General features: G+C 70.1%; 23 protein-coding genes. 10 read left to right on the plus strand and 13 right to left on the minus strand.

What is annotated here, in order from left to right; all coding sequences use genetic code 11:
• Positions 1 to 23: 23 nt before the first annotated feature.
• A complete protein-coding gene (locus tag ACG0Z3_RS06400; protein WP_394396387.1) occupies positions 24 to 446 on the minus strand; it encodes a YidB family protein in 423 nt (140 codons plus the stop codon).
• A 166-nt stretch (positions 447 to 612) separates the two neighbouring features.
• Here ACG0Z3_RS06400 and ACG0Z3_RS06405 point away from each other — a divergent pair, with 166 nt between their 5' ends.
• On the plus strand, positions 613 to 1,593 hold the full coding sequence (locus ACG0Z3_RS06405; protein WP_394396388.1) for an aldo/keto reductase: 981 nt from the start codon (positions 613 to 615) through the stop codon (positions 1,591 to 1,593).
• Positions 1,594 to 1,605: 12 nt separating this feature from the next.
• On the opposite strand, the gene ACG0Z3_RS06410 is transcribed toward ACG0Z3_RS06405, so the two are convergent.
• Positions 1,606 to 2,988 carry a patatin-like phospholipase family protein gene (locus ACG0Z3_RS06410; RefSeq protein WP_394396389.1) on the minus strand — a complete coding sequence of 461 codons (1,383 nt, stop codon included), beginning with the start codon at positions 2,986 to 2,988 and terminating at the stop codon, positions 1,606 to 1,608.
• Between the two features lie 111 nt (positions 2,989 to 3,099).
• Here ACG0Z3_RS06410 and ACG0Z3_RS06415 point away from each other — a divergent pair, with 111 nt between their 5' ends.
• The 5 genes from ACG0Z3_RS06415 (at position 3,100) to ACG0Z3_RS06435 (ending at position 9,603) form a co-directional block, all read left to right on the plus strand.
• Positions 3,100 to 4,308: a DNA polymerase Y family protein gene (locus ACG0Z3_RS06415; RefSeq protein WP_394396390.1), complete on the plus strand. Its 1,209-nt coding sequence runs from the start codon at positions 3,100 to 3,102 to the stop codon at positions 4,306 to 4,308.
• Positions 4,308 to 6,647 carry an ATP-dependent DNA helicase gene (locus ACG0Z3_RS06420; RefSeq protein WP_394396392.1) on the plus strand — a complete coding sequence of 780 codons (2,340 nt, stop codon included), beginning with the start codon at positions 4,308 to 4,310 and terminating at the stop codon, positions 6,645 to 6,647. Before ACG0Z3_RS06415 ends, ACG0Z3_RS06420 begins: the two co-directional genes overlap by 1 nt.
• 118 nt (positions 6,648 to 6,765) lie before the next feature.
• Entirely contained in the window at positions 6,766 to 7,383 is a 618-nt protein-coding gene (locus ACG0Z3_RS06425) for a CAP domain-containing protein (protein WP_394396393.1), read from the plus strand.
• A 182-nt stretch (positions 7,384 to 7,565) separates the two neighbouring features.
• Positions 7,566 to 8,354: a tetratricopeptide repeat protein gene (locus tag ACG0Z3_RS06430; RefSeq protein WP_394396394.1), complete on the plus strand. Its 789-nt coding sequence runs from the start codon at positions 7,566 to 7,568 to the stop codon at positions 8,352 to 8,354.
• Between the two features lie 94 nt (positions 8,355 to 8,448).
• Positions 8,449 to 9,603 (plus strand): alpha-hydroxy acid oxidase, encoded by a 1,155-nt coding sequence (locus ACG0Z3_RS06435; RefSeq protein WP_394396396.1) that lies wholly within the window; start codon positions 8,449 to 8,451, stop codon positions 9,601 to 9,603.
• Positions 9,604 to 9,722: 119 nt separating this feature from the next.
• On the opposite strand, the gene ACG0Z3_RS06440 is transcribed toward ACG0Z3_RS06435, so the two are convergent.
• The gene (locus tag ACG0Z3_RS06440) at positions 9,723 to 10,871 is read right to left on the minus strand and encodes a pectinesterase family protein (RefSeq protein WP_394396397.1); all 1,149 of its coding nucleotides are present in this window, start codon (positions 10,869 to 10,871) and stop codon (positions 9,723 to 9,725) included.
• A 379-nt stretch (positions 10,872 to 11,250) separates the two neighbouring features.
• Between ACG0Z3_RS06440 and ACG0Z3_RS06445 the strand changes: the two genes are divergently transcribed.
• Entirely contained in the window at positions 11,251 to 12,159 is a 909-nt protein-coding gene (locus ACG0Z3_RS06445) for a hypothetical protein (RefSeq protein WP_394396398.1), read from the plus strand.
• Here the strand turns inward: ACG0Z3_RS06445 and ACG0Z3_RS06450 are convergent.
• Together ACG0Z3_RS06450 and ACG0Z3_RS06455 are read right to left on the minus strand one after the other, a co-directional pair.
• A complete protein-coding gene (locus ACG0Z3_RS06450; RefSeq protein ID WP_394396399.1) occupies positions 12,131 to 12,466 on the minus strand; it encodes a YnfA family protein in 336 nt (111 codons plus the stop codon). The genes ACG0Z3_RS06445 and ACG0Z3_RS06450 overlap by 29 nt on opposite strands.
• A 7-nt stretch (positions 12,467 to 12,473) precedes the next feature.
• Positions 12,474 to 13,796, minus strand: a complete 1,323-nt coding sequence (locus ACG0Z3_RS06455) for a hypothetical protein (RefSeq protein WP_394396401.1) — start codon at positions 13,794 to 13,796, stop codon at positions 12,474 to 12,476.
• A gap of 78 nt (positions 13,797 to 13,874) precedes the next feature.
• Between ACG0Z3_RS06455 and ACG0Z3_RS06460 the strand changes: the two genes are divergently transcribed.
• Positions 13,875 to 14,444 (plus strand): YceI family protein, encoded by a 570-nt coding sequence (locus ACG0Z3_RS06460; RefSeq protein WP_394396403.1) that lies wholly within the window; start codon positions 13,875 to 13,877, stop codon positions 14,442 to 14,444.
• Between the two features lie 186 nt (positions 14,445 to 14,630).
• Here the strand turns inward: ACG0Z3_RS06460 and ACG0Z3_RS06465 are convergent, their stop codons facing one another.
• From ACG0Z3_RS06465 to ACG0Z3_RS06495, 7 genes are all read right to left on the minus strand, one after another.
• The gene (locus ACG0Z3_RS06465; RefSeq protein ID WP_394396404.1) at positions 14,631 to 16,817 is read right to left on the minus strand and encodes a S46 family peptidase; all 2,187 of its coding nucleotides are present in this window, start codon (positions 16,815 to 16,817) and stop codon (positions 14,631 to 14,633) included.
• A 105-nt stretch (positions 16,818 to 16,922) separates the two neighbouring features.
• A complete protein-coding gene (locus tag ACG0Z3_RS06470) occupies positions 16,923 to 17,291 on the minus strand; it encodes a hypothetical protein (protein WP_394396405.1) in 369 nt (122 codons plus the stop codon).
• 187 nt (positions 17,292 to 17,478) lie between these two features.
• Complete coding sequence (gene dcd / locus ACG0Z3_RS06475) at positions 17,479 to 18,045, minus strand: dCTP deaminase (protein WP_394396407.1); 567 nt, start codon at positions 18,043 to 18,045, stop codon at positions 17,479 to 17,481.
• A gap of 15 nt (positions 18,046 to 18,060) precedes the next feature.
• A complete protein-coding gene (locus tag ACG0Z3_RS06480) occupies positions 18,061 to 19,620 on the minus strand; it encodes an ABC transporter substrate-binding protein (RefSeq protein ID WP_394396408.1) in 1,560 nt (519 codons plus the stop codon).
• A complete protein-coding gene (locus tag ACG0Z3_RS06485; protein ID WP_394396409.1) occupies positions 19,617 to 21,650 on the minus strand; it encodes an amidohydrolase family protein in 2,034 nt (677 codons plus the stop codon). The genes ACG0Z3_RS06480 and ACG0Z3_RS06485 overlap by 4 nt, the downstream gene beginning before the upstream one ends.
• Positions 21,651 to 21,668: 18 nt before the next feature.
• Positions 21,669 to 22,154 (minus strand): ribonuclease HI, encoded by a 486-nt coding sequence (gene rnhA, locus ACG0Z3_RS06490; RefSeq protein ID WP_394396410.1) that lies wholly within the window; start codon positions 22,152 to 22,154, stop codon positions 21,669 to 21,671.
• Positions 22,151 to 22,855: a class I SAM-dependent methyltransferase gene (locus tag ACG0Z3_RS06495; protein WP_394396411.1), complete on the minus strand. Its 705-nt coding sequence runs from the start codon at positions 22,853 to 22,855 to the stop codon at positions 22,151 to 22,153. The genes rnhA and ACG0Z3_RS06495 overlap by 4 nt, the downstream gene beginning before the upstream one ends.
• Before the next feature lie 34 nt (positions 22,856 to 22,889).
• Here ACG0Z3_RS06495 and gloB point away from each other — a divergent pair, with 34 nt between their 5' ends.
• Positions 22,890 to 23,672, plus strand: coding sequence for a hydroxyacylglutathione hydrolase (gene gloB, locus ACG0Z3_RS06500; RefSeq protein ID WP_394396844.1), 783 nt, complete (start codon positions 22,890 to 22,892; stop codon positions 23,670 to 23,672).
• A complete protein-coding gene (locus tag ACG0Z3_RS06505; RefSeq protein WP_394396412.1) occupies positions 23,669 to 25,258 on the plus strand; it encodes a transglycosylase SLT domain-containing protein in 1,590 nt (529 codons plus the stop codon). Before gloB ends, ACG0Z3_RS06505 begins: the two co-directional genes overlap by 4 nt.
• 18 nt (positions 25,259 to 25,276) lie before the next feature.
• On the opposite strand, the gene ACG0Z3_RS06510 is transcribed toward ACG0Z3_RS06505, so the two are convergent.
• Positions 25,277 to 25,669, minus strand: coding sequence for an MAPEG family protein (locus ACG0Z3_RS06510; protein WP_394396413.1), 393 nt, complete (start codon positions 25,667 to 25,669; stop codon positions 25,277 to 25,279).
• Positions 25,670 to 25,676 lie beyond the last annotated feature (7 nt).

Here is a 25,676-nt window from a genome sequence, read left to right on the forward strand (position 1 = left end):
CCCCTCACGGGGCCGCTTTCATTTCAGCGGCTCAGCAGCCCGCCCAGCATGCCGGCGATGTCCCCCAGCCCGCCGGCCGGCAGTTGCCCGTTGGGCGTGAGCCGGTCAATGATCTGCGGCAGCAGCTGGCTGAGCTGATCGCCCGCCTCCGCATGCGACACGCCCGCCTGCTGCGCCAGTTGGGCCAGCAGGCCACCCGCGCCACCGAGCGCGCCGGCGAGCTGCTCACCCGACACCGCCTGGTTGGCACCAGTCGAGATCCAGCTCTGCACCTGCTCGCCAAGGCCGCTCGCCTGCAGCTGCTGCACCAGACCGGGCAGGCCGCCCTGCAGCGAGCCGTTGGCCAGCAGGCCGGAGATCAGCGCCACCCAGTTTTGACCGCCTCCGCCGGCCTGTTGGCCCAGGCTTTGGGTGGCAGCGCCGAGCAGGTTGTCCAGAAGTCCCATTGCATTTCTCCAGTGAAGTGACTCGCGTCACAGTCCATGCCCGGTGCGGGCGGCAGCAGCAGTCTAGATGCCGCTCCCGAACCAGAGCGAAAAGACCCGAGATAGAAAATGAGAGCGCTATCAACGACACTTCGCGCCCTCACCTCATTCACTCAGCAGCAACGCCATGATCTACCGCCCCCTCGGCCGCACCGGCCTGAACGTCTCCGCCATCGGCTTCGGCGCCTGGGCCATCGGCGGCACCTGGGGCGACACCGACGACACGGCCGCGATGGCCGCGCTGCACCGCGCGCTGGACCGTGGCGTGAACTTCTTCGACACGGCCGACGTTTACGGCGACGGCCACAGCGAGCGCCTGCTGGCACGGCTGCGCCAGGAGCGGCCGAACGACCCGTTCCACGTCGCCACCAAGGCCGGCCGGCGCCTCAAACCGCATGTGGCCGAGGGCTACCGCAACCTGCGCCCCTTCATCGAGCGCAGCCTGCAGAACCTGGGCACCGACGCCATCGAGCTGCTGCAGCTGCACTGCCCGCCCACGGCGGTCTACACGATGCCCGAGGTCTTCGGCGCACTGGACGATCTCGTGCGCGAGGGCAAGCTGCGCCACTACGGCGTCAGCGTCGAGCGCATCGATGAGGCGATGGCGGCGCTGAAGTTCCCCGGCGTGCAGTCGGTGCAGATCATCTTCAACCTGTTCCGCCAGCGGCCGCTCGAGGCCTTCCTGCCCGCCGCGCAGGCCGCGCAGGTCGGTGTGCTGGCGCGGCTGCCGCTGTCCAGCGGCATGCTGTCGGGCAAGTTCACGAGCAGCAGCCAGTTCAGCGCCGACGACCACCGCGGCTTCAACCGCCACGGAGAGGCCTTCGACAAGGGCGAGACCTTCTCGGGCGTGGACTACGAACAGGGCCTGGCCGCCGTCGAGGAACTGCGCCGCCTGCTGCCCGAGGGCGTCAGCATGGCGCGCCTCGCGCTGCGCTGGATCCTCATGTCTGATGCGGTCACCACGGCCATCCCCGGCGGCCGCACACCGGCCCAGGTGGACGAGAACGTCAGCGCCGCCGACCTGGCCGCGCTGCCCGCGCCGCTGATGCAGGCGCTGGCAGAGCTCTACCAGCGCCGCATCGCACCGCAGGTGCACGCGCACTGGTGAGCCGGCGGCGGCTCACTCGCCGCGCTGCACCATGCGCGAGAAACGCCGCACGTCTGCGTCCCGTGCCGCCGCGTCACGCCCGGCCGCGATCAGGCGGTCGATCTGCTCGGCCGGCAGCTTGAGCCGCGTCGGGATCGCATTCAGCGCCGCCTCGTCCGCCTCGGGCAGATCGGCAAAGCTGATCTGCGTGACGCTGAAGCGGATGTCCTCGCAGCGCCAGTGCGGGTCCAGTGCGCGCAGCGCATCCTTGCGCGCGTCGGGCAGCGAGCAGCGGTAGGTCACCAGGTCGCGCTCCCAGTTGCGCATCATGGGCACGAAGTAGGCGTAGCTCATGCGCATCGTGCTCTCGATGGCGGTGTCCACGGCCGCTGTCGCGATGTCCACGCCCGAGGGCCCGGCCAGCTCACGCCCCCAGTCGCCGCTGGGGCCCTGGCCGGCGTCCACAACGACGAACAGCAGCCGGCGCAGCGTCACCGCCTCGTGCTCGCCGATAGGGCCGTAAGGCGTGTCCAGCAGCACGCGGCTCTGCAGGATGCTGACCAGGCCCAGGTTGTCGGTCACGCCGCCATCCACCAGCTTCAGGTAGCGGCCGGCGCGCGGGTCGCGGTAGTCCTTCATGGCGCGCTGTAAAGCCAGCCGCAGCCGGTACTGGTCGTCGCGCTCGGCGCCGCGCCGCGCCAGGCTGGTGGGCAGCGGCTCTCGGCAGGCATCCGGGAACTTCTCGAGCACCACTGGCGCGAAGAACAGCGGCACCGCCATGGACGCTGCCACCGCCTCGGACACCGGGAAGCTCGCCAGATCGCTGCAGATGGACTCGAACGCCCGTTCGTGGAAAGGGAAGGCCAGCCGGTACTGGGCGTTGCTGGCATTGATCCACACCACCGGTCGCTCGCGCTTGAACATGTCCGCAAAGGTCGCCCCCTTGAACACGTCCCGCTCCAGCCAGTCGTTGAGGTTGCTGCGGTCGTTCAGGCCGCCAGCCAGCAGCCGCATCAGGTTGGTGGGGTTCAGCAGGCTGAAGCGCAGGCCCGCCTCGCCATCGCGCATCAGCACCTTGTCACGGAAAGTCTGCAACCCGTCGGCGCCATGCAGACCGAAATACGCGGCCGTGATGGAGCCGCCCGACACGCTGGTGATGAAGCCGACGTCGTCCAGCAGGCTCTGATTGCCTGCTGAGGGCAGCGCCCGCAGCCCCTCCAGCACACCATAGGCGAACGCCGCCGCCCGCAGGCCGCCGCCCGAGAAACTCAGCGCCACGACCGTGTCGCGGGTCTCGGTGGGCGGGGTGCGCGACACCGGCTGGGCCACCGCCGGCTGGTTTCGCGGCGGATTCAACGGGCTGCCAGCACAGGCGGCCAGCAACAAGCAGGTGGACAACAGCAACGCAAAACGCATGGGGCCTCGCTCGACAAGAGCGCGCATTCTGACCATGCCGACGGATCCTGTCTTTATTCCCAGTGACAATCCGGCGCATGCCGCCCTCGCCCATCCCCGCGCCGCGCTGACATGCAGCTGCCCGAGCGCTGGATCGCCCACCTCGACATGGACGCCTTCTATGCGTCCGTGGAGCTGCTGCGCTATCCGCAGCTCAAAGGCCAGGCGGTCGTCATCGGCGGGCGCCGGGCGGACGCGCCGCAACAGCTGGAGGACGGCAGTTGGCGCTACGCGAAGCTACGTGACTACACGGGTCGCGGTGTCGTCACCACCAGCACTTACGCGGCGCGCGACCTGGGCGTGTTCTCAGCCATGGGGCTGATGAAGGCCGCGCTGCGGGCGCCCGACGCCGTCTTGCTGCCGGCCGACTTCGACAGCTATCGCAAGTACTCGCGCCTCTTCAAAGCCGCCGTGGCCGAGGTCGCGCCGGTCATCGAGGACCGCGGCATCGACGAGATCTACATCGACCTGACCGACGTGCCCGGCGTGCGCGATGCGGTCGGCCACGACCCGCTGGGCGGCGTGAAGGCCGTGGCGCGCGAAATCAAGAACTCGGTGAGCCGCGCGACGGGGCTGACCTGCTCCATCGGCATCACGCCCAACAAACTCCTCAGCAAGATCGCCAGCGAGCTGGACAAGCCCGACGGCATCTCCGTGCTGACGATGGACGACCTGCCCACGCGCGTGTGGCCGCTGGCCGTGCGCAAGATCAACGGCATCGGGCCCAAGGCCGGCGACCGGCTCGTCAAGCTGGGGCTCGAGACGGTGGGCGACATCGCGGCGGCAGACCCGCGCTGGCTCATCGAGCAGTTCGGCGACAGCTACGGCGCCTGGCTGCACAACGCCTCGCACGGCCGCGACCACCGCGCCGTCGTCACGCACAGCGAGCCGGTGTCCGTCAGCCGCGAGACCACCTTCGAGCGCGACCTGAGCGCGCGGCATGACAAGGCGCTGCTGGGCCAGATCATGGACGAGCTGTGCGAGCGCCTGGCCGGCGACCTCGCGCGCAAGCGCTACGCGGGCAAGACCGTGGGCATCAAGCTGCGGTTCGAGGGCTTCGTCACCGTCACACGCGACCAGACGCTCAAGATCCCCGTCACCAGCGCAGCCGACATCCGCCAGGCGGTGGGCCTGTGCCTCAAGCGCGTCAAGTTCGACAAGCGGCTGCGGCTGATGGGCGTGCGCATCGGCAACCTCGTGCATGCCAGCGAGGTGCCGCCGCCCACGGCAGCCATCGAGCGCGTGAAGGAACCTCAGCGCGAGAACCTCTCGCTCTTCTGATGGCGGACTGGACCTACACCGTCTCCGTCCGCAGCTTGTGCGAGTTCACCGCCAAGCGCGGCAGCTTGGACCGGCGCTTCACGCCGTCCGCCACGGCGCTCGAGGGCCAGGCCATGCAGTTGGCCGTGCTGGCGCGGCGCTCGCCCGGCTACGAGATCGAGTTGCCGCTGGAAGCCGTGCACGGCCACCTGCGCGTGCGCGGACGGGCCGACGGGTTTGAAGCCGACGTGAACCGGCTGGAAGAGATCAAGACCATCCGCGGCCCGGTGGAACTCATCCCCGACAACCGCCGCGCACTGCACTGGGCGCAGCTGGAAACCTACGGCGCGCTCATCGCTGCGGACCGCGGGCTGGCCGAGCTGGAGCTGGCGCTCGTCTATGTGGACGCCGACACGCAACACGAGACCGTGCTGCGCGACAAGTTCACCGCCACCGCGCTGCAGGCTGCGTTCGAGGCGCGCTGCGCGCAGTTCGAGGCCTGGGCCGCGCAGGAGGCCGCGCACCGCGGCGCGCGCGACGCCAGCCTCTCCGCCCTGCCCTTCCCGCTCGCCGAGCTGCGCCCGGGCCAGCGCCTGCTGGCCGAAGCCGTCTACCGCGTGGCCGCCAACGGCCGCCACCTGCTGGCTCAGGCGCCCACCGGCATCGGCAAGACACTGGGCACGCTGTACCCGCTGCTGCGCGCCATGCCCGGCCAGCGGCTCGACAAGATCGGCTACATGACCTGCAAGGGCACCGGCCGCATCACGGCGCTGGAGGCGCTGCACGCGCTGCGCGAGGCCGCACCGGCGAAGGCGGCATCGGATGACGCGCCGCGAGGCGCCCTGCGCGTGCTGACGCTGGTAGCCAAGGAGCAGGCCTGCGAGCACCCCACCAAGGCCTGCCATGGCGACGCCTGCCCGTTGGCCCACGGCTTCTACGACGCACTGCCTGCAGCACGCGCCGAGGCCGTGCTGGCCGGCTGGCTGGACGCACCCGCGCAGCGCCGCATCGCGCTCAAACATGGCGTCTGCCCTTACTACCTTGGCCAGGAGCTGCTGCGCTGGGCCGACGTCGTCGTCGGCGACGTGCACCACGCCTTCGACCCCCACGGCCAGCTCTACGGGCTGGCGCAAGCGCAGGGCTGGAAGCTCGCCCTGCTGGTGGACGAGGCGCACAACCTCGTTGACCGTGCGCGCGACATGTACAGCACCAGCCTCAGCCTCGACCGCGTGCGCAGCGCCGTGGCCGACGCGCCCAAGGTGCTGCAGCCGCCGCTGCGCCGGCTGGCCCGCGAACTGGCCACGCTGGCCCGCGCGCAGCCGGCCGACTACCAGCCGCTGAAAGCTATTCCCGACGACCTGGCCGAGGCGCTGCAGCGCGTCAACACGGCGCTGGGCGAGCACGTGCAGAACCACCCGCTCGAAGTGGGCCCGCTGCTGGAGTTCTATTTCGACGTGCTGGGACTGCAGCGCCTGCTGGACCGGCTGGACACGCACTCGCTGTGCGACCTGCAGCGCAGCACCGCCGCGCGCCAGCCCTCGCCGCTGGACGCGCCCGTCAACCTCTCGCTGCTGGAAGACGACGACGACGGCACGACCGACGTGCTGCTGTCGGTGCGCAACATCGTGCCCGGCTTCTTCCTGAAGGAGCGCTTCGAGGGGCTGCACAGCGTCACGCTGTTCTCGGCCACGCTGGGCCCGGCCGACTACCCGCGCAATCTGCTGGGCCTGCCGGAAGACACCGCCTGGATCGACGTGCCCGCGCCCTTCCCGCCCGAGCACCTGACCGTGCGCGTGGCACCGCTGTCCACACGCTACGAGCACCGCCAGGCATCGCTGAACCCGCTGGTGGACGTCATCGCCACGCAGTTCGCTGAAGCTCCGGGCAACTACCTCGCCTTCTTCAGCAGCTTCGACTACCTGGAGCAGGCGTCGCAGCGGCTGGCACTGCGCCACCCGCACGTGCCGCAATGGAGCCAGGCCCGCGCGATGGGCGACGCCGCGCGGCGCGGCTTCCTGGACCGCTTTGTCGAGGACGGCCATGGCGTCGGCTTCGCCGTGCTGGGCGGCGCGTTTGCCGAGGGCGTGGACCTGCCCGGCACGCGCCTCATCGGCGCCTTCATCGCCACGCTGGGCCTGCCGCCGGTGTCGCCGCTGCAGGATCAGTTCCGCCAACGGCTGGACGCGATGTTCGGCGCCGACCATGGCTACGCCGACCTCGTCCCGGGCATGCAGAAGGTCGTGCAGGCAGCTGGCCGCGTGCTGCGCTCGGTGGACGACAAGGGCTACGTCTGGCTGCTGGACCAACGCTTTCGCCGGCCCGACGTGCGCGCACTGCTGCCGGCGTGGTGGCAGATGTGAGCGCTTTGTCACGCCCGACGCCGGCCGTGGCCGGCAGGTGTGAGCGGATGTTGCGGCGCGCCGCCGGCCGCTGCACCCCGTAACCCGGCCCCACGCCGCCCATGCGACGCTGGCGGCCATGCACAGCCACGCTCACCATGCCCCCGCCCTCCGGCTGGCCGGAGCTGCCGCCCTGATCCTGTCCCTGCTGCTCGCCGCCTGCGGCGGTGGCGGCGGTGGCAGCAACAGCTCGACACCCGTTACCGCCACCACGCCGACCACGCCCGCCACCCCGGCCCCCGTTGCCGGCACGCGGCTCACCTGCAATCTGAGCAACTTCCAGGCGGACATGCTGGCCGCCGTCAACGCCCACCGGCGCGCCGGCGCCAGCTGCGGCACACGCGGCAGCTTCCCGGCGACGACCGAGCTGGTCTGGAACGCCAACCTCGCCCAGGCTGCCGCCGGCCACAGCGAGGACATGGTGGCGCAGAACTTCTTCAGCCACACCGGCAGCAACGGCAGCAGCGTGGGCGACCGCGCCACCGCCGCCGGCTACCTCTGGCGCAGCGTGGGCGAGAACATCGCTGCCGGCCAGCCGGATGTCACCGCCGTCGTGGACGCCTGGATGAAAAGCGAGGGCCACTGCGCCAACCTGATGAACGCGTCGTACCGCGACCTCGGCGCGGCCTGCATGGCGGGCACAGCCAACACCGGCTACCGCAGCTACTGGACACAGAACTTCGGCGCTGCGCGCTGATCCATGACCGGCCGGCTGGTCAAGGACAAGCGCCGTGGTCCCATACCAGCGCGGGGGGGGGGGGGGGCGCCATGCCCCCCCCTGCATGCGGTGTTCGTCGACGCACGAGTGAGGACGGCTCTGACGCAGAATCCAGCGCGCGATGCCACGAGCATCCGTTGCCACGACCCGTCTGCCGCTGGATGAACACCCGAAACAAGCGCACGTCCCCCAGGCCCCTGATCGCCGCGACCATCACCCCGGTGGTCAACCCGCTGCAGCAAGGCCTGGCGCTGTTCCATGCCGCGCCACCGGACTACGAGCGCGCGGCCGGCTGGTTCCGTACCGCTGCTGCGGCCGGTGACGCCGAGGGCATGACCATGCTGGCACTGTGCCAGCTGGAGGGCCTGGGCGTGGCCGCAGACGCGGTGCTGGCGCGCCGGCTGCTACTGCGCGCCGCCGCGCGGGGCAGCGCCAACGGCCAGTTCCAGCTCGGCCGCGTGCTGATGACGGGCCGCGGCGGCCCCATGAGCGAAGGCGACGGCCTGACGGCCTATGTGAACGCGGCAGCCCTGGGCCATGCCGAGGCCACCTTCAACCTCGCCGCCTGCCTGTTTGCCGGCGTGGGCTGCCTGCCCGACCGGCTGGCCGCCAAGGCGCTTTACCTGCGCAGCCGCACGCTGGGCTGCCCGCTGCGCGCTCAGGGCGTCATGGTGCGCCGGCGCGAGCTGAAGGCCGTGCGCACACTGGCCGCCCGCTTCGCCGACCCCGGCCGGCTGGTGTTCCTGATCCAGGAGCGCCAGCAGGAGCTGGCCCTGCTGCAGGCCGTCGCCCGGCCGCGCCAGGCCGGCACCAGCAGCGCGGCCAAGCCGCGCCCTCTGCGCCAGGCCGGCCGGCTGGCTGTGGGCGTCGTGGCCGCGATGGCCGGCACACTGGGCCAGTACCTGCGGCCGCAATCGCGCGACGCCGGGCCGACCACGCTGACGTTCTGAAAAACTCAAGTCGCTGAGCACTCGGGCGCACCGCCCCGGCGCCGGCCCGCAGGCAGGAAAATCCACGGTTGCCCCAACCGCCCTGACCGCTGCCATGCCCGTCATCACCTGCGTCGAAGACCTGCGCCAACTCGCCGAGAAGCGCGTGCCGCGCATGTTCTACGACTACGCCGACTCCGGCTCCTGGACCGAAACCACCTACCGCGCCAACGAGACGGACTTCCAGGCCATCAAGCTGCGCCAGCGCGTGGCCGTCAACATGGAAGGCCGCAGCACGGCCGTGAAGATGATCGGCCAGGACGCCAAGATGCCCGTGGCCATCGCGCCCGTGGGCCTGACCGGCATGCAGCACGCCGACGGCGAGATCCACGCCGCCCGCGCAGCCGAGAAGTTCGGCATCCCGTTCACGCTGTCGACGATGAGCATCTGCTCCATCGAGGACATCGCCGAGAACACCTCGTCGCCGTTCTGGTTCCAGCTCTACATGATGCGCGACCGTGAGGCCATGGCCCGCATGATCGACCGCTGCAAGGCCGCGCAATGCTCGGCCCTGGTGCTGACGCTGGACCTGCAGGTCATCGGCCAGCGCCACAAGGACCTGAAGAACGGCCTCACCGCGCCGCCCCGGCCCACGCTGAGGAACATCGTCAATCTGATGACCAAGCCGCGCTGGTGCCTGGGCATGGCGGCGACCCGCCGCCACACCTTCCGCAACCTCGTGGGTCACGTGAAGGGTGTCAGCGACATGCGCTCGCTGTCGGCCTGGACCAACGAGCAGTTCGACCCGCGCCTGTCCTGGGCCGACATCGCCTGGGTCAAGGAACGCTGGGGCGGCAAGCTCATTCTCAAGGGCATCATGGAGGTCGAGGACGCCAAACTGGCCGTGCAGGCCGGCGCCGACGCCATCGTCGTCAGCAACCACGGCGGCCGCCAGCTGGACGGCGCTCCCAGCAGCATCCATGCGCTGCCGGCCATCGTGGCCGAGGTGGGCAGCCAGATCGAGGTCTGGATGGACGGCGGCATCCGCTCCGGCCAGGACGTGCTGAAGGCCTGGGCACTGGGCGCCAGGGGCACGATGGTGGGCCGCGCGATGGTCTACGGCCTGGGCGCGATGGGCGAGGACGGCGTGACCAAGATGCTGCAGATGCTGCACAAGGAACTGGACGTCAGCATGGCCTTCTGCGGCCACCGCGCACTGACGAACGTGACGCGCGACATCCTCGTGGCCGGCACCTACCCGACGGTCTGAAGCGCTGCCCCTCACGGCGGACGCCGTCGATTCGATCGACTGGCTCCTGCCACAACGCCAGGCCAGGCTATGGCCGATCAGGGGGAGCGGGTGTGCGTCATGCGCCGACGCACCGCCCATCAGGGCGCCGCACCGCTGCCCGTGTTGGCGTACTCGGCCAGCCGGCGGTTGCCGGCGCTGCCGTAGTTGACCGGGTTGCTGCTGTTCCAGTCGGCCCAGGGCGCGGTCCTCCTGATGTGACCACCCAGCGCCACCTCGCGCACGATCATCTGGCCGGTGGTCGATCCGTTCTGCGGCCATTGGCGTGCGAACGACACGCTGTTGCTCCCGCCGGTCGTCGTGAACGAGCCGCCCTTGAACAAAAAGCCCTTGTTGGCCAGCACATGGCTGGGCGCCACGATGACGCCGGTGCTGGTGCGCGCGTTCGTGTAGCGGATTTCGCAGGCGTCGAACACGGCGGTCATGTCGCCGAAGATGAAGTCCACGTCGCCCTGGATGAAGCTGTTACGCACGTGGGTGCGCTTGCCCGAGCCGGCCAACCACAGCGTGTCCTGGTTGCCCAGCAGGCGCACGGTGTCCAGCTGCACTTGGTCGCCACCGTTGTTCAGGTAAGCCACGGCTTGGTGCTGGCCGTTGGCCGCAGCGTTGTTCTCGCCGTAGGTGTTCTGGATGGTGAGGTTCTTGATCTGCAGCTGGCTGGCATAGCTGACCAACGTGGCCGTGCAGTTGGTGCCAAGCATGCTGCGGCCACCGCAGTCGTTGTAGTAGCCGCTGACGCGGCTGGGCACACCGCTGCCGAAGTCAGCCGCGTTGCCCACGGCCGACTTGAAGGCCGATCCGGTCATCGCGTAATGCGCGCCCAGTTGCAGCACCACACCGGTCTGGCTGTCGCCATACACGGTCAGCGGCACGCCGGACGGGATGACCACCAGCCCCGTGTACGTGCCGGCCTTGATCTGGATGTACTTGCGCGTGGTGCCGCCGGCCGCGATGGCGGCATTCACGGCGGCCTGCACGGTCCGGTACGGGCCGCTGGGGCTGACGACATAGTCGCCTGCGCTCTTGGTGCCTACCGCTGCCGGGCTCCAGCTGCCAAGGAAACTAGCCACTGTGTAGCTGCCCTGCTCGGACGACGACAGCTGCGGCCGCGTGGCCGTGGAGGTGGCCGACCACGCAGGCGGCACGGCCAGCAGGGTCTGGGCAAGCAGGAGGATGGCGCAACGACGCGGCGCGCAGGCGTGACCGGTAAAGCGGTGTGATGCCGTCATGAAAAGGAGCTCGTGGGTGGATGCTGGGCCCGTGGCACGGGGCGGCATGCACCGACGATCTGTGCGGCCTGGCACAGCGGCTGACGTGCAACACCCGGCGAGGGAGACAGCCGGGCGCGGCGGATTCTGCAGGCCTTGACGCGTACGGGGCCTATCGATTTCCCGATGCCCGGTGCGCCGCCGCTGGCCGATGCTGCGCGCCGTGAATCGCTGGACCACTCTCGCCCTACTGGCTGCGCTCGCGGCCTTGGCGGGCTTCGCCTGGCTGGCGCCCACCACCGAACCGCCCCAAGCTAGGCGCCCACCACTCCCACCGCCTGCGAACTTTGCTAGGCCGCTAGCGCCCGCCATCAATGACACACCCGAGCCCGCTGCACCCATGCTTCGCACGCCCGCAGCACTGATCGCGATCGAGCTCTGCGGCTTGGGGCGTCTGCCGCTGCCCGGCACGACTGACACGGCTGATCAGTTCGATCAGCTGCCCGCACCGCTGGGCCGCCTGGCCCTGCAGGAGCTGCAGGAACGCCTGCAGCGTGCGCTGTCCACTGGCAACGCCCGCCAGCGCGTGGCCGCCTGGCTGTTACGCCAGCCCGAGGCGGCCGATGCTGCGGCCCAGGCCATCTGGGCGAACAGCCTACTGGCCGAGGCCCGGGCCGGGGGCGACGCTCTGGCACTTCGCTGGGCCTCATCGGCCTGTGGCTACATCGACGATACGGCCGGCTGCCAGCAGTCCTTGGCGACCGAACGCGTGCGCGCCGAACCCGACAACGGACTGCACCGACTGGCCTCTGCGCCGACATGGCCCGGGGCTTGGCAACACCTGACCCGCGCACACCACTGGCACGAACACCCCGGCGGCCTCACCGCCACCGTGCAGGCGGCGCTGGACACGCTGCAGCCCCCGCCCGCCGCTTACCTGCGTGCCCGGATCGGGCGCGAGACGCTGGCGCGGGACGCGGCCCAGGCGCCCGAGGGGCTGGCGCTGCTGGAAGCCCAATGCGCGGCGCGGCCGGCCGATTGCGGCCAAGTCGCCGAGCAGATGGCCGCCAGCGCCGACTCGGCAGCACTGCTACAGCAGGCCGCCGCCCTTGGCCGCCAGGCCGGCTGGCCGGACGCACGCATCGACGCGTTGATGGCCGCCACTCAGGCCTTCCACGCGCAGTTGCCGCGCTGGGTCGACAAAGCTGCAGGGGCGCTGGGCTGCGCGGCGGCCGAGCCCGCGCTGGCCCACGCACAAGCCGTGGCGCAGCACGGTGAGGTCAGGCTGCCGACCGCGAGCCGGCCATGATGACCCCCATGCCGGCAAAACACAGGCCCACGCCGATCCAGTCGGTCAGCGTGGGCCTGTGCTTGTCCACCACCATCAGCCACACGATGGCCACGCCGATGTAGACGCCCCCGTAGGCCGCGTACACGCGGCCGGCCGCGGTCGGGTGCAGCGTCAGCAGCCACGCGAACAGCGCCAGGCTGGCCGCGGCCGGCAACAGCAGCCAGGCCGAGCCGCCCTGCCTGAGCCACAGCCAGGGCAGGTAGCAACCGACGATTTCGGCCACCGCTGTGGCCACGAAGAGCGCGAAGGTCTGGAGCAGTGCCATGCAGACCTCAGCGCCCGGCGGCCGTGACGAGGCCGAGCGCCTCGACCACCGTCACCGCCCCCTCGCCCGGCAGCTCGACGACGAGCAGATAGCCCGCCAGGTCTGCCCGCGCACTGGCCGTGGCGTAGGCCTGTGCGAGCGTCAGGTGCTGGCTCGCGACGAGGCGGCCACTGGCCGGGTCCCAGCGCTCGCTGGAGATCAGGCAGCCCTGCTGCGGCGTGCCGGGGGCGTAGGCCGTGCCGGCGTAGTAGGCCGGGTTGACGGTCGTGCCGTGCATCAACAGTTCATCGCGGCCCGCACGGCCGGCGAGCCAGGCTTCCTTGATGGGCAACCAGTGGCGCCAGCTCGCAGGCAGGAAGCTGTCGTAGACGGCCTCGCTCCACACGGCACCGTCGGCCCCGGCCGCATGCTCGAACTCCGCCACCGTGGCTTCGATGGGCAGCTTGCTGTGCAGATAGGGCGTGGGGCCAATGTTGGGGTTGGTGGCCGTGCCGGCGCCGACGATGGTGAACAGGCCCTGCGGCGTGTTGCCGTTGGTGAGCGTGCCGGGCAGGCCCGTGCGGGCAAGCGCCAGCTGCGGTGACGTGAACAGATCGCCCGCTGCATCACGCACGAAGCGGCCATCCGCGCGGCGCACCAGCGCCAGCCCCATCTGCTGGCGGCCGGGGCGCTGCAGGCTCACGATCAGCGGCAGGCCCGGCCGCAGCGGCGCGGCCAGCAGGTCCGGCAACGGCGGCGCCTCGGCAGCCGCAGGCGCTAGTCGCCGCATCAGCGCGGTCAGCCGCGCATCGTCGGCCCAGGCGGGGAACTGACGCGGCACCATGTCAGCCAGCCGCGCCGCGGCACCGGGCTCGGCCTGCAGCAGCGTGGCAGCGGCAATGGCGAAGGGCTTGCTCGTGGTGAGCTGTGGCAACAACGGCCAGAGCAAGGGCGCCGCCTCGGCCGCGTACAGCGTGTGCGCGGCCGTCAGCAGCGCGCGCTGGAACTCGGGCTCACGCTCGCCCAGCGTTGGCAGCACCGCCAGCAGCAGCGGGCGGGCAGCATCGATCTCGGCGTTGTGGTGCGCGACGCGATCGAAGAGCGCGGGCAAGGCGGCATCGCGTGCCGGGCCGGGCGGCAGCGCGAGCACGCTGCGGATGTCCGCCAACGCCTGGCTGCGCAGCGCGCGCTCGCCGGCCTCCGACGTGGCCGGCCAGGAGAAGTCCGACGGCTGCAGCGCGCGCAGCTCGGCGGCGGTGTAGCGCTTTTCAGTGGGCGGGTGCTGGGGTGATAGCGGCGCGCAGGCGGCGAGCGCGAGCGTCAGCAGGGCGAGCAGTGGGCGAAGGTTCATGGCGGCGATGATGGCGCCCGTCGAAACCAGGGCGCCTGCTTCGTCATAGTGTCAGGCATCCACCCACAAGGAACTCCGATGAAGCCCCTGTCTCTGCTGCCCGCCCTGCTCGCGGCCTCGCTCGCCCAGGCCGCGCCCGTCACCTACGACATCGACCCCACGCACACCTACCCCAGCTTCGAGGCCGACCACATGGGCCTGTCGATCTGGCGGGGCAAGCTCAACCAGAGCGCCGGCACCATCGTGTACGACAAGGCCAACGGCAGCGGCCACGTGGACGTGCAGATGGCCCTGACGAGCATCGACTTCGGCCTTGACACGATGAACGCCTGGGCCCGGGGCAAGGATTTCTTCAATGTCGACCGCCACCCCACAGCCGCCTTCAGGGGCCGCTTCGACGGCGGCGCGGGGGGCGTGCCTGCGCGCGTCGTGGGCGAGCTGACGCTGAATGGCCAGACCCGCCCCCTGGCGCTGGCCATCCACCAGCTCAAGTGCATCCCGCACCCCATGCTCAAGCGCGACTTCTGCGGCGCCGACGCCTCGGGCAGCTTCAACCGCGACGACTTCGGCCTGGGCGCCGGCAAGGACTGGGGCTTCAAGATGGATGTGACCCTGCGCATTCAGGTCGAGGCCATCGCGAAAGAGTAGCCCCTCGCCCAGTCTCGCCACGCTGAATCCGGGCGAACCTGATCGGTCCCCCGAGGGTACGGCGATGCAAACGGCATCGAGCCGCTTGCACATGGCCCAAGGCGGGCCGGCTTGGGAGCGGCCCGGCGCTCGGCCCCCATGAAAGAAAACGCCTCCGAGGAGGCGTTTTCCTTGGGGCGCTGCGGCTTACTTGACGCCCATTTCATCGAGCAGGCGAGTCGTCTTGTCGACCTTGCTCATCTGCCACAGCATGTAGCGCGAATCAACGCAGATGCTGCGGACCATCTTGGGGTTGAAGTCCCAGTCGGAGATGACGGCGTCCAGCGTGCCGTCGAACAGCAGGCCAACGAGCTCGCCCTTCTTGTTCAGCACCGGGCTGCCGGAGTTGCCGCCGGTGGTGTCCAGCGTGGCCAGGAAGTTCACGGGCACGGAGTCCAGCGCCTTGACGCCGTAGGCACCGAAGTCGCGTGCCTTGATGGCCGCAAGCTGCTCGGCCGGTGCATCGAACTCGCCACCGGCCTCGGTCGGGCCCTTGTGCTTGGCAACGATGCCGCGCAGCGTCGTGAAGGCCTTCCAGCTTTCGCCGTCACGGCCGGTCTCGCGGCCCTGCACCTTGCCGAAGCTGATGCGCAGCGTGCTGTTGGCGTCGGGGTAGACCGCCTGGCCGCGGCTCGCAGCGAAGTCGATCTTGGCCTGCTGCACGCCGGCATAGGCCTTCTGCAGCTTGCCGGCCAGTTCCTTGTCGCGGTTCTCGCGGGCCTGGTCGTCGTCGTACAGCGCCACGGCCAGCTTGATGAAGGCGTCGTCGCTGGCCTTGAAGGCGGCCACGTCCTTGTCCAGCCAGGCCATGCGGCTGGCGGTGTCACCCAGCTTGCTGGCAGCGTAGAGGGCGTCCAGGCGGGCGCGGATGGCCGCCTCGTTCTGGCCGGCCTGCAGGCCCAGCGCGCTCAGCCATGCGGCGTTCAGCGTGTTGGCGGGTTGGGCCAGGTAGGCGGCGAGGAAGTGCGTGGCCACGCGCTTGTCGGTCTGCTCGTCATAGCGGCGGTCCAGCGCCTGCTGGCCGGCCTTCAGGCGCGGCATGTCGCGCTCTTGGTAACCGCTCTTGCGCTCGGCGTCCGGCTTGGCGCGCTCCTGCGCCGCCTGGTAGAGCTGACGGGCAGCGCCCAGCAGCGTCGGCGACATGAAGCTCATGTAGTGCTCGTTGCGGGCCAGGGCCTGGCGCTCGGCAATCAAGCTCTCTGTGGCGGCCAGGTCCGCGCCATAGCGGGCCTGGCGCTGCGGCGAGCCGTTGACCCACGCGCGCAGCTCGTCGAACCCGGCCTGCTTGCGCGCCAGGATGTCGCTGCCGTCGTAGCTTTGCTGCTGGCCCTGCAGGTTCTTGTAGAAGTTCTGCAGGCCCTGCATGCGGCTGGCCATCTTGATCTCGGCATCGCGGCGGCCGGCAGTCTCGGCCTTGATCAGGTCGATGGCCTGGCCCATGGTCTTGATCTGCGTGGGGTGCTGCCAGCCGAAGGCGAAGTCCACCTCGGTGGGCAGGCGATGGCGGTTGGTGCGGCCCGGGTAGCCGGTGACCATGACGAAGTCACCCTCGTTGAGCGGGCTGGCCGTGGGCGAGGCCACCTTCAGGTGATGCTTGGGCTCGTAGGGCTTGTTGTCCTTGTGGTAGTCGGCAGGCTTGCCGTCCGGGCCCACGTAGGCGCGATAGAAGCTGTAGTCGCCGGTGTGGCGCGGCCACATCCAGTTGTCGGCATCGCCGCCGAACAGGCCCACGCCGGTGGCCGGGGCGTGCACCAGGCGCACGTCGCGGATCTCCATCTGCTTGATCAGCTGGTACTGCAGGCCGCCGAAGAAGGGGTAGACATTGCAGCGGTGGCCCTTGTCGGCCTCGCAGGCGGCGACCAACTTCTTCTCGGTGGCCTCGATCGCATCGGTGCGGGCCTTGCCGGTAAGTGCCAGCGTCTGGGCGTTCAGCACCTCGGCCGACACGTCCTTCATGTCCACGGTCACGAGGATGCGGCTGCCGGGCGCGGCGGGCAGTTCATCGGCCAACGTGGCGGCGTAGAAGCCCTTCTTCAGCAGATCGCGCTCGGGCTTGGAGTTGTACTGGATGCTGCCGTAGGCGCAGTGGTGGTTGGTAACCGTGAGGCCCTGCGGCGACACGAAGCTCGCCGTGCAGCCACCCAGCGAGACGACCGCGCCCATGGGGAACGCGGTCAGGTCGTTGAGCTTGGCCGGGTCCAGCGCCAGGCCGCCGGCCTTCAGCGCCTTGGAGATCTGCGGCAGCTGCTTGGGCATCCACATGCCTTCGTCGGCATGGGCGGCAGTGGCGGCCAGCGCGGCAGCGGCCAGCAGGGAGCGGGAGAAACGGGTCATGGGGGAGCGGCGGAGATGCAAAAGCACGAGCGTACCCGCGCCAGCCCCCGCGCCCCGAGTGAGGAAAGACAGGCTTCGGGTCAGGGAAACCCTAGGCCAGGGGGCTCAGTGCGCCAAGCCGATCCACTCTCCGGCGGATTGGTAGGCCTCGTACAGCGACAGCGCCAGCTCACGCAGGCCCGGATGTTCGCTGCCGTGGCCGTCGGCCAGGCACTCATAGGCGTACTGCCGGTCGTACAGCATGCGCGTGGGGTTGATAGCCAGGCCGGCATCGCTCATCAGCTGACCAAAGCGCAGCAGCTCGGCGGTGGAAACCGGCCCGCTGGCCGCGCCGGCCACGGTGAGGCCCAGCGCGCGGATGTCCCCGAGGTTGACGCCCTGCGCAATCTTTAGCCCGCTCCAGACGTGGCCCGGGTCACCCGCGCCGCGCGGCTCGTCGGCGGGCACGGCAATGAGGTGCAGCGGGATCAGCATGGCAGCACCACACGGCCATCCAAAGAAGCTGACACAACCCCTTGAGGGGCCGCGAACGGAGGGCGCGTGGGGGTGGTCATGTGGGCCTCTGCGGTCGTCTGGCGGATGTCGCCATCGTGCCGACGCCTCGGCGCCGCAAAGCCCGGATAAAGCCCGAAAAGACCGGGCACTCACCCGGTCATCGCGCTCAAGTCTTGGGCAGCGTGACGCCCACCTGGCCCTGGTACTTGCCGCCGCGGTCCTTGTAGCTGGTCTCGCAGACCTCGTCGCTCTCGAAGAACAGCACCTGCGCGCAGCCCTCGCCCGCGTAGATCTTTGCCGGCAGCGGCGTGGTGTTGCTGAACTCCAGCGTCACATAGCCTTCCCACTCGGGCTCGAAAGGGGTGACGTTGACGATGATGCCGCAGCGGGCGTAGGTGCTCTTGCCCAGGCACACGGTCAGCACGTTGCGCGGGATGCGGAAGTACTCCATCGTGCGCGCAAGCGCGAAGCTGTTGGGCGGGATGATGCAGACGTCCTTGTTGACGTCCACAAAGCTGTTCTCGTCGAAGTTCTTCGGGTCCACCACCGTGCTGTGGATGTTGGTGAAGACCTTGAACTCTGGCGCGCAGCGGATGTCGTAGCCATAGCTGCTGGTGCCGTAGCTCACGATCTTGCGGCCGTCCTGCTCACGCACCTGGCCGGGCTCGAACGGCTCGATCATGCCGTGCTGCTCGCACATGCGGCGGATCCACTTGTCGCTCTTGATGCTCATCTTGTTGTCCTTGCGTCAGCGCGGGAGTGCGCCATCAAAGTAAGTGCTGCCGTCCAGCTCCAGCACGAAGCCCTTCACCGTGGCGCGCATGGGCACCGCCACGCGGCCATAGGCCATGGGCGTCCAAGGCAGTTGCTCCAGCACCAGTTGCTGGGCCTTGCTGTAGACGGCCTTGCGCTGGTCCAGCTGCTGGGCCTGGCGGCCCTGGGCCAGCAGCTGCTCGTAGGCGGGGTTGCACCAGAAGCTGCCACTGGCCGACCCGCAGGCCAGCTGCGCAAACGTGCCCGAGGGTTCGGGATCACCGTTCCAGCCGGACATGGCCACGTCGTGCTCGCCCGCGTCGATGCGGCGCAGGTACTCACCCCACTCGTACGTGACGATGCGCGCATTCACGCCCACCTTGGCCCAGTCGGCCTGGATCATCTGCGCCATCAGCTGGCCGTTGGGGTTGTAGAAGCGCACCACGGGCATAGCCCACAGCGTGAGGTTCAGCGGCAGCACGCCGGCCTGCTTCAGCAGCTCGCGGGCCTTGGCGGGGTCGTGCGGCGCGGGCTTGAGCGTCGCGTCGTGTGACCAGTTGGACGCCGGGATCAGCGTGGTCGCCGCCGTGCCCGCGTCACCGTACACGGTGCGCAGGATGGCGGCCTTGTCGATGGCCATGTCCAGCGCCTGGCGCACGGCCAGCTTCGCGAGCGCGGGCTTTCGGGTGTTGTAGGCCAGGATGCCGACGTTCATGCCGGCCGCCGTGGCCAGCTTGATAGCCGGGTCCCGACGCAGCTGGGCCAGCTCGGCCGGGCCCACGGGCGCGGCGATGTCGCACTCGTTGCGGCGAAGGCGCTGGGCGCGCACGGTGGCGTCGGGCGTGATGGCGAACACCAGTTGGTCTGCGCGCGGCACCTCCGCGCGCCGCCACCAGCCCGGGTGGGCGCCGTAGCGGATGACGCTGTCCTTGCGGAAGCTCTTGAGCTGGAAGGGCCCGGTGCCCACCGGCAGCTGCGCGATGCGCTGCGGCGTGCCAGCCTTGAGCAGCTGCGCGCCCAGTTCAGCCGACTGCATGACCGTGAAGGTCTGCGTCAGCGTGGCCAGGAAGCCGGCATCGCGCTCGGTGAGCGTGATGCGCACCTCGTGCTCGCCCAGCTTCTCGACCTGACGGATCAGCTTTTCCCAGCCAAAGGACACCACGTAGGGCGCCACCGCCGGCAGAGCCTTGGCGAAGGCGCTGTCACGGTTGAGCAGGCGACCGAAGGTGAACAGCACGTCATCGGCGCTGAAGGGCCGCGTGGGCTGGAAGTCGGCGTTGCTGTGCCAGGGCACGCCCCGACGCAGCTCGAAGGTGTAGGCCAGGCCGTCTGGGCTCACGCGCCAGCGCGTGGCCAGGCCGGGCACCAGCTCGTCGGTGCCGCGCTTGGTCTCCACCAGCGTGCCGAAGATGGGCAGGTGCGAGATGTGGTCGATGCCGCTGTCGGTGACGGCGGGGTCGAAGGTCGTGGGGCTGCCGGCCGCGCAGAAGCGCAGCGTGGTGTCGGCGTCCGCCAGCAGCGGCAGCGCGAGCAGCAGTGCGGCCAGCCGGATCACTGGCGCACCTCGGCGGCCGGCACGAAGGGCAGGATGCCCATGGCCTGGTACAGCGCGGCGGGCGACAGCGCGCGGGTCTCGTCACCCTGCCCCTGAATCACCAACGCCACGCGGCGGATGGCACGGATGTCGGCCACCGGGTCGCCGTCCACCAGCAGCAGGTCGGCCCGCTTGCCCACTTCGATGCTGCCGATCTCGTGCAGCCGGTCGCTGTACTTCGCGCCGTTCCAGGTGGCGATCTTCAGCACCTGCGCTGCCGGGATGCCGGCCTGCGCGTACAGCTCCAGCTCGCGCTGGAAGGCGAAGCCAGCCGTCGCGTCAGTGCCAGCCACCAGCGGAATGCCAGCCGCGTGCATGCGGCGCAGCAGGTCCGTCATGACCCGCCAGCTCGCGCCCCAGCGCTTGGCCTTCGCGTCGTCCATCTCCGTCTCGGCCGACAGGAAGCTGCGCTGCACGACCGCCGGCAGGTTGGCCGCGACGACGGCATAGCTGGGGTTGGGCTGCCCCTGGCGCTGCGTGAACTGGCCCTCGAAGGCCACCATGGTCGGGTCCACGACCGTGCCCTTCTTCTTCAGCAGGGCCAGGAAGTCGCGCGTGCGCTGGTCATTGAGCTTGAGCTCGGCCGCCTTGTCCCCCACGAGATTGAAACGCAGCAGCGTGCGCGTGTCGTCCGTGCGGCTGACGAGGAAGTTCAGCGTGACCTGGTTGATGTGGTGCAGCTCGTCGAAACCCGCCTCAACGGCCTCGCGCGCAGTCATGAAGGCCGGCACATGGCCGCCGGTGCGCAGGCCCAGGCGCCGCGCATGCGCCACCATGGGCTTCACCCACTCGGGGCGGATGGAGTTGTAGAGCTTGAGCTGGCGGTAGCCGTGTGCGGCATACCAGTCGACGGCGGCCAGCGCCTCGGGCAGCGTGTCGGGCACGAAGTCGGCCTGCGACGAGAACGGGCTCTTGCCCTCGATGAAGCCGTTGGCCGCGATGCGCGTGCCCAGCAGCTCGCCCCGGGCGATGCGCTCGCGCAGCTGGGCGATGTCGGCATGGCTGTTGCCCACGTCGCGCACGGCCGTCACGCCGGCGGCCAGGTTGAGCAGCAGATCGCCTGGCGTCACATGCGCGTGCATGTCCACGAAGCCGGGCAGCAGCGTGCGGCCCTGGCCGCTGACGCGCTGCGCGGGCACGACCTGGCGCAGCGCGCCGGGGCTGGCGATGAAGGCGATGCGGCCGTCGCGCAGGTAGACGTCGGACGGCCCACGCAGCCATGCGGCCTGCGCGTCGAACCAGCGCACGCCCTCGATGAGGGTCAGCCCGGGCAGCGGCCTGGGCAGCTCGCGCGCCAGCCGCTGCAACCGCGCCAGCTCGACCGCCTGCTGCGCTTCGCCCAGCCGATCCACCTCGGCCTCGAAACCCTGCAGCACCGTGCCGCCCCAGCCCGGGTAGACCTGCGCAAACAGCGCGTGGCCGTCCTCGCGCAGCCACAGGTAGCGCGGCTCCAGGTCCAGGCCGGTGATGGCGTAGAGGCCGACCTCGCCGCCCAGGCCCGCCAGCGTCAGCCGCTGCACGCGCTCGATCGCCAGGCGGCCGACGGGCAACACCTCGGTACGGCCGGTCTTGCTGGCCAGCAGCGTGCGCGCCACCCGCGCCGCCCAGGCCGGGCTGGCTTCCACCGGCAGGTAGACGGCGTCTCGCGACACGCCGGCCCGCTCGCCGCGGTCCACCGGCGACTGCCAGCGCACGGTGCCATCGCCGTCGCGCGAGAAGCGCTCGTCGATGCGCGCGCCGTAGGTGGCCGTTCCCTCGTTGCGATAGCCCATCCAGGCGCCGTCCGGCGCGAAGCTCAGCGTCTCCTGCTGGCTCGGGCCGCGGCCGTTGTTGCGGTAGCTGTAGCTCACCTCCAGCCGGCCCTCGCTCTCGCGCGCCTGCAGCTGGCCGCAGGCCGTCTTCACACAGACGACCGTGTAGGTCTGGGCCTGCACCGCACCGCAGGCGCACAGCGCCAAGGCCAGAGCCAGCCGCTTGGGCAACAAGGTCATGGGCAATCCCCGCGAGGTTTAGGTGGAGCGCACTTTACTGATCGAGGCCACGCCCTTGTTGGCAAGCATGTCAGCGCGCTCGTTGCCGGGGTCGCCCGCATGACCCTTCACCCAGCGCCACTCCACCGCATGCAGCTTTCGCAGCGCGTCCAGCCGCATCCACAGGTCGGCGTTCTTGACCGGTTTGCCGTCGGCGGTCTTCCAGCCGCGGCGCTGCCAGTTGAGGATCCATTCGGTGATGCCCTTGCGCACGTACTCGCTGTCCAGATAGACCACCACCTCGCAGCTGCGCTTGAGCGAAGCCAGCGCCTCGATGGGCGCCATCAGCTCCATGCGATTGTTGGTGGTCTCGCGCTCGCCGCCGAACAGCTCCTTGTCATGTCCGCCGCTGGACAGCCAGGCGCCCCAGCCGCCAGGGCCCGGGTTGCCCTTGCAGGCGCCGTCGGTGTAGATGGTGACCTGCGGCTTCTTGATGGCGAGCGCGGGCTTGGGGGTATCGGTCATTTCTTGTTTTGATGATGGTTCAGGGCAACGGCTGGCGCCTTCTTGGCGGCCAGGCGCTGATTGCGGGCCAGGCCCACCATGCGCGTGCCGTTCACGCGCTTGATGGCCTGGATGAAGTAGACGGCGCCCAGCACCGGCCACCAGCGTGCGCCCACGGCCTCCACCCACTGCCAGCGGGCCAGCCAAGCCTCGGTACGCAGCGGCGGGCGGTAGACGCCGAAGCGCGCCGCCTCGACCTCGAAGCTCAGCAGCTTGAGCCAGTCGCGCAGCCGCCAATAGCCGATGAAGTCGCCCTCGCGGGGCAGATAGGGCTCGCTGCGTCGCTTGAGGCGGCCCAGATTCTGGCGTAGCCCCCACAGGCTGGCCGGATTCAGACCAAACACGATGAGACGGCCCTCGGGACGCAGCACGCGCTCCACCTCGCGCAGCAGCGCGTGGGCGTCATCGGCCAGCTCCAGCGCATGCGGCAGCACCACCAGGTCCAGGCTGGCGCTCTCGAACGGCAGGGCCTCGAACTCGCAGTGCAGGTCACGCCCCACCAGCCAGCGGTGCGGCATGCGGTTGGCGTGCAGGCCATCGAGTTCGGGCAGGCCCAGCTGCAACGCATGGAAGCCGAACAGGTCGGCCACCGCGGCGTCCACCTGGCCCTGCTCCCAGGCCAGCAGGTAGCGGCCCGGCGGGGTCTGCAGCCAGGCTGCCAAATCTATAATCGGCTCTTTACTGGTGACGCTCACGTTGACGCTCACGCCTCTCTCTGCTTTCGACGACAACTACCTCTGGCTGCTGGACAACGGCCACGAGGCCCTGGTCGTCGATCCTGGCGACGCCACACCGGTGATCGCGGCACTCGATGCACGAGGCCTGACGCTGGCGGGCATTCTATTGACCCACCACCACGGCGATCACGTCGGCGGCGTGGACGCGCTGCGCAGCCGGCTGCAAGGCCCCATCTACGGCCCCGCCCGGGAGCGCCTGCCTGAACCGGTGACGCGCCTGTGCGGCGGTGACCACGTCACGCTGTTGGGCCTGCGCCTGACGGTGCTGGACGTGCCCGGCCACACCGCTGGCCACATCGCCTACTTCGCCCAGCCCGCGGGCGCCGACCCGCTGCTGTTCTGCGGCGACACGCTGTTCAGCGCCGGCTGCGGCCGCCTGTTCGAGGGCACGCCGGCCCAGCTGCACGCGTCTCTGCAGGCGCTCGCCGCGCTGCCGCCACAGACGCGCGTGTGCTGCGCCCACGAGTACACGCTCTCCAACCTGCGCTTCGCCCTTGAAGTGGAGCCGGCCAACCCCGCGCTGGCCGCCTACGCCGGCTGGTGCGAATCCCAGCGCGCTGCCGGCCAGCCCACGCTGCCGGGCCGCATTGCCACCGAACGCCAGATCAACCCCTTCCTGCGCTGCCACGAACCGGCGCTGCAGGACGCCGCACGGCGCCACGCCCCCCTCCAACTCCCGACCGCGCCCAGCCCGGTCGACGTCTTCGCCACCCTGCGCGAATGGAAGAACGGATTCCGATGACGCTGCTCCATCGACTCGCCCCCCTGGCCATCGCGGCCCTGCTCACCGCCTGCGCCACGACCACTCTGCCACCCGCGCCCACCGCGGAGCCGGCTGCCCTCCCCGCCCCCACACCAGCTGTCGACACCGCGCCCGCCACCGAGGCTGCGGCGCCGGTTGCCCTGCGCGCCATGGGCGCCGACCTGCTGGAAGACAGCCTGCGCCCCGGCGAGAAGGTCGACCTCGACGCTCCCGACGCCAACGCCGACCTGTGGGCCCGCGTGCGCAAGGGTTTCCAGCTGCAGGACCTGGACGACGACTGGGTGCGCAAGGCCGAGGCTTGGTACAGCGCCCGGCCCGACTACGTCGAGCGCATGACCACCCGTGGCAGCCGCTACCTGTTTCACATCGTCGACGAGGTCGAGAAGCGCGGCATGCCCACCGAGCTGGCGCTACTGCCCTTCATCGAGAGCGCTTTCGTCACGCACGCCGTGTCCAGCGCCAAGGCCACCGGCATGTGGCAATTCATGCCCGCCACCGGCCGCGACTTCGACCTCAAGCAGAACATCTTCCGCGACGACCGCCGCGACGTGCTGGCCTCCACGCGCGCCGCGCTCGACTATCTCGGCCGCCTGCACAAGATGTTCGGCGACTGGCACTTGGCACTGGCCGCCTACAACTGGGGCCAGGGCAATGTGCAGAAGGCCATCGTACGCAACCAGCGCCTGGGCCGGCCGACCGACTACGCCAGCCTCAAGCTACCCGACGAAACGCGCTACTACGTGCCCAAGCTGCAGGCTGTGAAGAACATCGTGCTGGCACCGGACCGCTTCGCGCTGAGCCTGCCGCCGGTGGCCAACCACCCCTACTTCCTGAGCGTCAAGATCGAGCGCGACCTCGACGTGGCGCTGGCCGCCGAGCTGGCCGGACTGACGCTGGAAACCTTCCAGCAGTTCAACCCACAGATGAACAAGCCGGTCATCCTGGCGGCCGCCACGCCACAGGTGCTCTTGCCCTACGAGCAGGCCAGCGCCTTCGCCGAGAACCTGGCCCGCCACCCCGGCCCGCTGGCCACCTGGACGGCCTGGGTCGTGCCCAAGACCATGAGTCCGGCCGAAGCGGCCCGACGCACCGGCATGGCCGAGGCGGCGCTGCGCGAGCTCAACCGCATCCCGCCCAAGATGCTGGTCAAGGCCGGCTCCACGCTGCTGGTGCCGCGCGCCGAGCATGTGCGCGACGACGTCTCCGAGCGCCTGGCCGACACCGCCAGCTTGAACCTGGCCCCCGATGCGCCGCCGCTGCGCCGCATCAGCGTCAAGGCCGGCAAGAGCGACACCGTGGCCGGCATCGCCGCGCGCTACAAGGTCAAGGCCGAGCAGGTGGCCCAGTGGAACAACGTCGGCCGCAGCGCCCGCTTCAAGCCGGGCCAGGCCGTCGTGGTCTACACCGCCTTCAAGCCCACCACAGTGGCAAAGGCCTCGGCATCCACGCGCAGCAGCACCAAGGCCAAGGCCAGCGCCCGGGCCGCCAAGGCCCCGGCAGCGCGCACGCTGGCCAAAGAACGCGGCGGCAAGGGCCGCAACGTCGTCGCGTCGGCCGCGCCCTGATCTGGGAGGCTGGCGGCCTCAGCGCACGAAGAACAGCGCTACGCAGGCCGCCAGGCCGGCCACCCACACCACAGACCGCAACCAGGCCTGGTCGGCCAGATACAGGCCGATGAAGGCCAGGCGCGCGGCGATGAAGCCCGCGGCCAGCGCATCCACAGAGGCCTGGGCGGCTTGGTGCTGATGCGCCACGACCAGCCCCGCGATAAAGACGGGCAGCGCCTCCCAGCTGTTGGCCTGCGCCGCGTTGGCGCGGGCCTGCCAGCCCTGCAGCCGGGCCAGCCATTCGCGCGGTGCGTGGTTGTCGAAGCCGCCATCCCGGCGGCGCTTGCCAAAACCCTTGGACTTGGCCAGCCCAGCGCAGACGATGGGCAGCACGCAGGCCACCAGCAGGCAGAGTTGGGCGATGGTCATCAGGCGG

This window comes from Pelomonas margarita (assembly GCF_043555875.1).
In the GTDB taxonomy this organism is placed as follows: Bacteria; Pseudomonadota; Gammaproteobacteria; order Burkholderiales; family Burkholderiaceae_C; genus Pelomonas; species Pelomonas margarita.